The following is an 8,547-nucleotide window of genomic DNA, read 5'->3' as shown; positions in this document are numbered from 1 at the left end:
CCCCCACCTCATAATCGTCTTTCAGGTGTTCTACCCGTAGCTTCGTACCCGGCTTGTGCACGCCTTCAATAATGTCGTGGCGCAGTTTGCGGTAAGCGGTTTCGGCCAGGGTCAAGCTTTCGCCGTTAGTGACGCTGCCCGGCAATGAGACCACTTCATTCATACACACCCCAAAAAATTCTTTCCGTTTCGCCATTGTAGACGAGTTGCGGCGTTAATCAATATTGTCGATGAAAAATAATATTCTCGAGAAAATATATTGACGTCGAGATAAATAAGTTTTATCGTTTGTTCATGGTTTAATCGATTGGCAAGGAAGAATGCAATGAAAGAAGTTCTGAACTTCATCAACGGGGAGTTTGTGGCAACGGGAAACACATTCCCCAAGCATTCGCCCTTGAACAACGCGGTGATTGCGCAGGTCCATGAGGCCAGCCGTGCACAGGTCAATGATGCAGTGGCCGCTGCCAAAGCTGCTTTGAATGGCCCATGGGGCAAGATGACGGTGGCAGACCGGGTGCAAATGCTGTACGCCGTGGCCGATGAAATCAATCGTCGATTTGATGACTTCTTGCAGGCTGAGGTGGCCGATACAGGTAAGCCGGTGAGTTTGGCCAGCCATATTGATATTCCCCGTGGGGCGGCCAATTTCAAAGTGTTCGCCGACACCATCAAGAATGTGCCCACAGAATGCTTTGAAATGGCCACTCCGGATGGACGCGGCGCGCTGAACTATTCCATTCGTCGCCCGGTGGGTGTGGTGGGCGTGATTTGCCCCTGGAATCTCCCTTTGCTGCTAATGACCTGGAAAGTTGGCCCCGCACTGGCTTGTGGCAACACAGTGGTAGTCAAGCCCTCCGAAGAAACGCCACAGACTGCCGCGCTGTTGGGTGAGGTGATGAATAAAGTGGGCGTTCCTCCTGGCGTATACAACGTGGTGCACGGCTTTGGTCCAGATTCCGCTGGTGAATTCGTGACTACCCACCCGATGTGAATGCCATTACCTTCACCGGCGAAACACGCACTGGTGCGGCAATCATGAAAGCGGCTGCGCAAGGTGCACGCCCCGTGAGCCTTGAAATGGGTGGCAAGAATGCAGCCATCGTGTTCGCAGATTGTGATTTTGATGCCGCCATTGAAGGCACCATGCGCTCAGTGTTTGCCAACAGTGGGCAAGTGTGTTTGGGCACTGAACGTGTGTATGTGGAGCGCCCGATTTTCGATAAGTTTGTGGCCGCCATGAAGAAGGGCGCCGAGGGTTTGAAGCCCGGCTTGCCCGAGAACATGGATACCGGCATCGGCCCGGTGATTTCACAGGAACACCGCGACAAAGTATTGGGCTATTACCAAAAGGCGGTGGAGCAGGGCGCAACCGTGGTGACTGGTGGTGGAGCATTTGAGATGCCTGGCGAACTGAACCAGGGCGCTTGGGTACAGCCAACCATCTGGACCGGCTTGGATGACGATGCGGCAGTGTGTGTCGAGGAAATCTTTGGACCCTGCTGCCACATTGCCCCCTTTGATTCTGAAGACGAAGTGGTGGCGCGTGCCAACAACAATGTGTACGGCCTTTCCACTGCTGTTTGGACCCAGAACCTGGCCAAAGCGCACCGTGTGGCTGCCTCGATTGAAGTGGGTTTGGCTTGGGTGAACAGCTGGTTCTTGCGCGATTTGCGCACACCGTTTGGTGGTGCCAAGCAATCGGGTATTGGCCGCGAAGGGGGTGTGCACTCGCTGGAGTTTTACACCGAACTTAAAAACATTTGCGTGAAGCTGTAAGGAGTCCACGATGAACGCACCCGCTTCACCCGAAATTGGATTGAGCATTCAGGCCAACGGCCTTCAAACAAATTATCACGATCAAGGCCAGGGCACGAACCTGATGCTGATTCATGGTTCCGGCCCCGGTGTTTCGGCTTGGGCGAACTGGCGCTTGGTGATACCCGGTTTTGCAAAACAATTCCGCGTTGTTGCCCCAGACATGGTGGGCTTCGGTTTCACTGAGCGCCGCCAAGGTTACCAATACAACCTGGACAACTGGGTGGCCCACGCAATTGGTGTGATGGACGCACTGAACATGGAACAAACCGATTTGATTGGTAACTCGTTTGGTGGCGCTGTAGCGCTGGCGCTGGCGATTCGCCACCCCAGTCGTGTTCGCAAGCTGGTGTTGATGGGCAGTGTAGGCGTGCCATTCCCGATTACTGAGGGACTGGATGCAGTGTGGGGTTACCAGCCGTCATTCGAGAACATGCGTCGCATTATGGATTACTTCGCATACGACCGTGGCCTTGTGAACGATGAGCTGGCTCAGTTGCGTTTTCAGGCCAGCATTCGCCCCGGTTTTCAGGAAAGTTTTTCAGCCATGTTCCCCGCGCCACGACAGCGCTGGGTAGATGCCATGGCCAGCCATGAAAGCGATATTCGAGCGCTGAATAAAAGCACATTGATTGTGCATGGCCGGGATGATCAGGTCATTCCATTGAGCACTTCGCTGTGTTTGCACGAAATGATTGTGGATTCGCAACTGCATGTTTACGGCAAGTGCGGTCACTGGACCCAGATTGAACACGCTGCGCGCTTTGAGCGCTTGGTGACTGACTTCCTGCAAGAGGCTTAAAGCAAATGGACGCTACTCAAATTCGCGACTTGGGCGATGAACTTTACAACGCATTGACCCAACGGCACACGATTGCACCGCTGACCAGCCGTGATTTCGATATCACGATTGAAGACGCCTATCACATTCAACAGAGGATGATTGCGCGACGCTTGGACAACGGCGAGCACGTTATCGGCAAGAAAATTGGCGTGACCAGTGCGGCCGTGATGAACATGCTGAATGTGCACCAACCCGACTTTGGCTACCTGCTCAATGGCATGGTGTACAACGAGGGCGAAGCCATTGAAGCGGCCAGCCTGATTCAACCGCGTGCAGAAGGTGAAATTGCATTTTTGATGAAACGCGATTTGATGGGCCCTGGTGTAACCGCCGCCGATGTGCTGGCCGCCACTGAAGGCGTGATGGCTTGTTTTGAGATTGTGGACTCACGCATCGCCGATTGGAAAATCAAGATTCAAGACACCGTGGCCGACAACGCCTCTTGCGGCGCCATTGTGTTGGGTGGCCGGGTTGTTGATCCTCGCAAAGTGGACCTGTTTACCTGCGGCATGGTGCTGCAAAAGAATGGTGACATCGTGGGCACTGGCGCTGGCGCTGCTGCACTTGGGCACCCAGTGAACGCGATTGTTTGGCTGACCAATACGCTGGGCCGTTTGGGCATTGGTCTGAAGGCAGGTGAAATTATTTTGTCAGGTTCTCTGGCAGCACTGATTCCCGTGAAGGCAGGCGATTCGCTGCACATGTCGATTGGCGGCATTGGCAACTGCTCTGTTCGCTTCGCGTAAGTTACAACGCAAAAGGCAAAAGGAATTCGATGATGAAAAAGATCAAATGCGCACTGATTGGTCCCGGCAATATTGGCACCGATCTCTTGATGAAACTGAAACGCAGTGCGGTGCTCGAGCCTGTGTGGATGGTGGGTATTGACCCTGAATCAGATGGCCTGAAGCGTGCTCGCGAGATGGGTATTAAAACGACAGCGGAGGGCGTGGATGGTTTGCTGCCCCATGTGGAAGCCGATGGTGTGCAAATTGCATTCGATGCCACCAGTGCTTATGTGCACGCAGAGAACAGTCGCAAGCTGAACGAACTGGGTGTGTTGATGATCGACCTGACCCCCGCAGCAGTTGGGCCTTTTTGCGTGCCTCCTGTGAACCTGAGGGAGCATGTTGGCAAGCGCGAGATGAATGTGAACATGGTGACTTGCGGTGGCCAGGCGACCATTCCCATGGTGTATGCGGTATCGCGTGTTCAACCAGTCAGCTACGGCGAAATTGTGGCCACGGTGTCATCGAAATCCGTAGGCCCAGGTACCCGCAAAAACATTGATGAGTTTACCCGCACTACAGCAGGTGCTGTGGAAAAAGTAGGCGGTGCCAAAAAAGGCAAAGCCATCATCATCATCAACCCGGCTGAACCGCCCCTGATCATGCGTGACACCGTGCATTGCCTGGTGGAAGGCACACCTGATCAGGAAGCAATCACCAAGTCGGTTCACGACATGATCAAGGAAGTACAGAAGTACGTGCCTGGCTACACGCTGGTGAACGGTCCTGTGTTTGATGGCAACCGTGTGTCAGTGTTCATGCAAGTGGAAGGCCTGGGTGATTACCTGCCGAAGTACGCAGGCAACCTGGACATTATGACGGCGGCTGCAGCCCGTACTGCTGAAATGTTTGCTGAAGAAATTCTCAGCGGCAAGCTGACCCTTGAACCCACCGTGAGCGCCTAAGGAGAACCCCATGAGCTTGAAAGGAATTGAAATCAAAGTGCATGACATGACGCTTCGCGATGGCATGCACCCCAAGCGCCACTTGATGAGCCTGGAACAAATGCTGAGCATTTCAAAGGGGCTGGACGAGGCAGGTGTTCCGCTGATTGAAGTGACCCATGGCGATGGTTTGGGTGGGTCATCTGTGAACTATGGTTTTCCGGCGCACAGCGATGAAGAGTATTTGAGCACGGTGATTCCTGCCATGAAGCAGGCCAAGGTGTCCGCCTTGTTGTTGCCTGGTATTGGTACGGTGGATCATTTGAAAATGGCCAAGGAACTGGGTGTTCACACGATACGTGTAGCCACCCACTGCACCGAGGCCGATGTGAGTGAGCAGCACATCACTTATGCCCGCAAGCTGGATATGGACACTGTGGGTTTCCTGATGATGGCCCACATGGCCAGTGCAGAGAAGCTGGTTGAGCAAGCCAAATTGATGGAAGGCTACGGCGCAAATTGCATTTATGTGACTGACTCTGCAGGCTACATGCTGCCCGAAGATGTGTACGCAAAAATCAGCGCAGTGCGCGATGCACTGAAGCCTGATACCGAAATTGGTTTTCATGGTCACCACAACCTGTCGATGGGCGTTTCAAACTCCATCGAAGCCATTCGTGGCGGCGCTCGCCGCATTGATGCAGCCGCAGCCGGTTTGGGTGCGGGGGCAGGTAACACACCGATGGAAGTGCTGGTGGCGGTGTGTGAACGCATGGGCATCAAGACGGGTGTGGATGTATTCAAGATTTCCGATGTGGCAGAGGACCTGGTGGTACCGATCATGGATCACCCCATTCGAATTGATCGTGACTCTATGACTTTGGGTTACGCCGGTGTGTATTCAAGCTTCCTGTTATTTGCCAAGCGAGCCGAGAAAAAGTATGGCATCAGCGCCCGTGAAATTTTGGTGGAGCTTGGACGACGCGGCATGGTGGGCGGTCAGGAAGACATGATTGAAGACACGGCCATGACAATGGCCCGTGCAAGGAGCGTTGCATGAAACTGGATAAGAAAACCATCTCTGCACTGGCGGAGCACCTGGAAAGCGCAGAACTGAATGCGCGCGATGTGGTGAAGATTACCGATGACCACCCCGACATGGATTGGGACGACGCCTATGCCATTCAGGATGAAATTCGTGCCCGCAAAGAACGCCGTGGCGTGCGCATTGTGGGTCTGAAAGCCGGTTTGACCTCGCACTCGAAGATGAAGCAAATGGGTGTGGATACACCGGTATTCGGTTTTCTGGCTGATTACTTTAGCGTGCCGGAGGGTTCGGCTGTGAAGGTGAGCGAGTTGATTCACCCAAAGGTGGAGCCTGAAATTGCCTTTGTTACCAAAGCTGATTTGCGTGGCCCAGGTTGCAACATTGCCACTGTGCTGGCGGCCACTGACTTTGTGATGCCGGCCATTGAAGTGATCGATTCACGTTACCGCGATTTCAAATTTGATTTGAAAAGCGTGATTGCAGACAACACGTCCGCTGCACGTTTTGTGGTGGGCGGCACCATGAAACCAGTCGACGGCATGGACTTGAAAACCACTGGCATTGTGTTGGAAAAAAATGGTGTGCCCGTGGCTTTTGGTGCAGGTGCCGCAGTGGTGGGTCACCCGGCAGCAGCCATTGCGATGCTGGCCAATGAACTGGCCAAGCGCGATCAGTTTGTGCCGGCAGGGTCGCTGATTTTATCGGGTGGCATTACCGAGGCCGTGGCCGTGGAAGCTGGCGACAACATCACCTTGCATGTGCAGGGTTTGGGCCAGGTCGGCCTGCGTTTTGAGTGAGGGCGAACACCATGCCATTTGCACAAATCAATTTGATTGAAGGGCGCACGGAAGAGCAAAAACGTGCGGTGATTGAGAAGGTGACCCAGGCTTTGGTTGAGGCTGTGGGTGCACCGATTGAAGCGGTGCGGGTACAGATCATTGAAGTACCCAGCACCAATTGGGGCATTGCAGGCGTGTCTGCAAAAGACCGGGGGCGATAAGCCAGTGAGATAAACCGTTCGCATTCCAGCTGCACATAAAAACCACAGCAGCTTTTCATTTGCCAAACAGAGAAGGCAGGAGACATTGTGAATATTCAGTATTCAGGGGCGCCTTTGCGCCTAAAAAAATCAACAATTAGCTTGGCACTGCTTGCAGTGGTCGGTGCTGCGTTGTTGAACGCTTGTGCTGATAGCACGGTTCAATCTGGCAGCAATTCAGCGCAACCCCCAAAAACTGTTGAACGTTTTGAGGTTATTCAAACCTTGAGCGCTTCCGGCACGACCGTGTTGGGTGGTACGCAAACCGGTGTTGTGACTGTGTCTACCGACGCTGGTAATACGTGGAGCCGCAAGCAGGTATCGGACACCGCATCGTTCATTGATTCGACATTTTGCCCCGATGGCAGTGCTGCCATGCTGGATGTGTACAACACGGTGTGGATCTCATCAGGCGATTTTAAAGATTGGCTGCCTACCAAATTCGACAAGCCCTCTAGCCCGGTGGCAATAGAGTGCCACAGCAGTGGTTTGTGGGTGGTCGGTTCTGGTTCCAACCTGATCAACTCCACTGACCAGGGCAAGAGCTGGCGCGTTGTCAGCTTCGATGAAGATGCACAGTTCACGGCACTGGCTTTTACCAGTGATACCCATGGAATTGCTTTTGGTGAGTTCGGCATGCTGGCGTTTACCGATGACGGGGGCCAAACCTGGAAGCGCGGTGAACCGATTGCCGGAGATTTCTACACTTACGACGCTTTGTTCACTGACCCGTCTACTGGTTATGCCAGTGGCCTGGCTGGTCAGGTCTTGAAAACTACAGATGGTGGGGAAACTTGGGCGCGAGTGGTGAACACCACCGATGCACCGCTGTATCGCCTGTTTATGCATGCAGATGTGCCGCACGGTGTGGGTGCCAATGGCACGCTGGCGAAGCTGGAAGGTGATCGCTGGGTGAGCGTGGCCTATGACCGCCCAGTGTTGTCTTTCCTTGGCGCTGCTGTGTCAGGTAATCAATCTATTGTTGTGGGCGGCCCGGGCGGTCTGCTTCGCACTGTTCAAAGTTCCAACTCCAGTCAGGCGGACCCATCATGATCAAGTCATTCGCCGATCGTTTGATCGCACAAATTATTCGCGCCGAGGAGTGGTTGTTTGCCAACCCGAAAATTGTGTTGGGCATGATCATGCTGGTCACTTTGGGTTTTGCCGCAGCCATTCCGCAGCTGAAGGTTTATTCCGATTTCTCGGACTTGTTACCGCAAAACCACCCCTATATCAAAACCTACAACCAACTGAAAGAAAACTTCGGTGGCGCCAACATGGTGGTGATGGCGGTGGAGGTGAAAGAGGGCACGATTTTCAACAACGATACCTTGAAGTTGATTGAAAAAGCGACCCAAGGTGTGGACAACCTGCCGAGTGTGAACCACAACCTGGTCAGCAGCTTGACTCACCGTTCTTCTCGAAAAATTTATCTGGATGAAACCGGTGCCTTTCTTTCCGACACGTTTTACGACAGCAACAACGGCGAGTTAAGTGATGCCCAACTGAAACAATTGCAGAAAGACGTGACCGCGAACCCCACCATTTACGGTTTGCTGGTGTCGCCGGATATGAAGGCCGCCTTGATCAAAGCGCAGCTGAACGAAGGTGACATTGATTACGAAAAAACATTCGGTGCGCTGATGCAATTGCGCAGTGAGTTGACCGACGATAAACACAATTTATACACCACGGGTAACCCTGTGCTAACCGGTTGGGTATACACCTATCTGGATCAATTGGTGGCCATCATGGCCTACACACTGGCTTTGCTCACGCTGTTGTTGATTGTGTATTTCCGACGTTTCTACGGCATTGCCTTGCCTTTGTTGGGAATCGCTTTGTCATCGATTTGGGGTTTGGGTTTCATGGCCATGGTAGGTATTAACCTTGAGCCGCTGTCACTGCCCATTCCATTTTTGATTGCCGCTCGGGCCACTTCGCATGGTGTGCAGTTGGTGGTGCGTTATTACGAAGAACTGGCTATTGTAAAGAACGGAAAGAAGGCGGCACGCAATGCGCTGGAAGCACTTTTCCGCCCAGGTTCACTGGCGATTATTGTGGATGCCTTGGGTATTGCCGTGCTGGTGCTGGGTGCTGCACCTTTCAACTACAAGCTCGGTATT

General features: G+C 53.3%; 9 protein-coding genes and 1 pseudogene. 9 read left to right on the top strand and 1 reads right to left on the bottom strand.

Annotation, left to right across the window (positions count from 1 at the left end; translation table 11 throughout):
* A partial coding sequence (locus tag BSZ31_RS15200; RefSeq protein ID WP_146106746.1) for a GntR family transcriptional regulator occupies nt 1–163 on the bottom strand: 163 nt, incomplete at its 3' end.
* Nucleotides 164–325: 162 nt separating this feature from the next.
* Between BSZ31_RS15200 and BSZ31_RS15195 the strand changes: the two are divergent.
* From BSZ31_RS15195 to BSZ31_RS15155, 9 genes and pseudogenes are all read left to right on the top strand, one after another.
* A pseudogene (locus BSZ31_RS15195) lies at nt 326–1,779 on the top strand (2-hydroxymuconic semialdehyde dehydrogenase).
* Nucleotides 1,780–1,789: 10 nt separating this feature from the next.
* Nucleotides 1,790–2,620: an alpha/beta fold hydrolase gene (locus BSZ31_RS15190; RefSeq protein WP_105029447.1), complete on the top strand. Its 831-nt coding sequence runs from the start codon at nt 1,790–1,792 to the stop codon at nt 2,618–2,620.
* 5 nt (nt 2,621–2,625) lie between these two features.
* Nucleotides 2,626–3,408, top strand: a complete 783-nt coding sequence (gene dmpE, locus BSZ31_RS15185) for a 2-oxopent-4-enoate hydratase (RefSeq protein ID WP_105029446.1) — start codon at nt 2,626–2,628, stop codon at nt 3,406–3,408.
* A 29-nt stretch (nt 3,409–3,437) separates the two neighbouring features.
* On the top strand, nt 3,438–4,355 hold the full coding sequence (locus BSZ31_RS15180) for an acetaldehyde dehydrogenase (acetylating) (RefSeq protein WP_008250710.1): 918 nt from the start codon (nt 3,438–3,440) through the stop codon (nt 4,353–4,355).
* A gap of 10 nt (nt 4,356–4,365) precedes the next feature.
* On the top strand, nt 4,366–5,394 hold the full coding sequence (gene dmpG / locus BSZ31_RS15175) for a 4-hydroxy-2-oxovalerate aldolase (RefSeq protein WP_008250711.1): 1,029 nt from the start codon (nt 4,366–4,368) through the stop codon (nt 5,392–5,394).
* Nucleotides 5,391–6,179: a 2-oxo-3-hexenedioate decarboxylase gene (dmpH, locus tag BSZ31_RS15170; RefSeq protein WP_105029445.1), complete on the top strand. Its 789-nt coding sequence runs from the start codon at nt 5,391–5,393 to the stop codon at nt 6,177–6,179. The genes dmpG and dmpH overlap by 4 nt, the downstream gene beginning before the upstream one ends.
* Nucleotides 6,180–6,190: 11 nt before the next feature.
* Nucleotides 6,191–6,382: a 2-hydroxymuconate tautomerase gene (locus tag BSZ31_RS15165; protein ID WP_105029444.1), complete on the top strand. Its 192-nt coding sequence runs from the start codon at nt 6,191–6,193 to the stop codon at nt 6,380–6,382.
* Nucleotides 6,383–6,469: 87 nt separating this feature from the next.
* Entirely contained in the window at nt 6,470–7,474 is a 1,005-nt protein-coding gene (locus BSZ31_RS15160) for a YCF48-related protein (RefSeq protein ID WP_105029443.1), read from the top strand.
* Nucleotides 7,471–8,547, top strand: a 1,077-nt coding sequence (locus BSZ31_RS15155; protein WP_168427013.1) for an RND family transporter, incomplete at its 3' end; no start/stop codon positions are given. The genes BSZ31_RS15160 and BSZ31_RS15155, both read left to right, overlap by 4 nt.

Source organism: Limnobacter sp. SAORIC-690, from assembly GCF_002954425.1.
GTDB lineage: Bacteria > Pseudomonadota > Gammaproteobacteria > Burkholderiales > Burkholderiaceae_B > Limnobacter > Limnobacter profundi.
The sequence above is the reverse complement of the archived record's forward strand: the minus strand, read 5'-3'. Positions and strand labels throughout refer to the sequence as shown.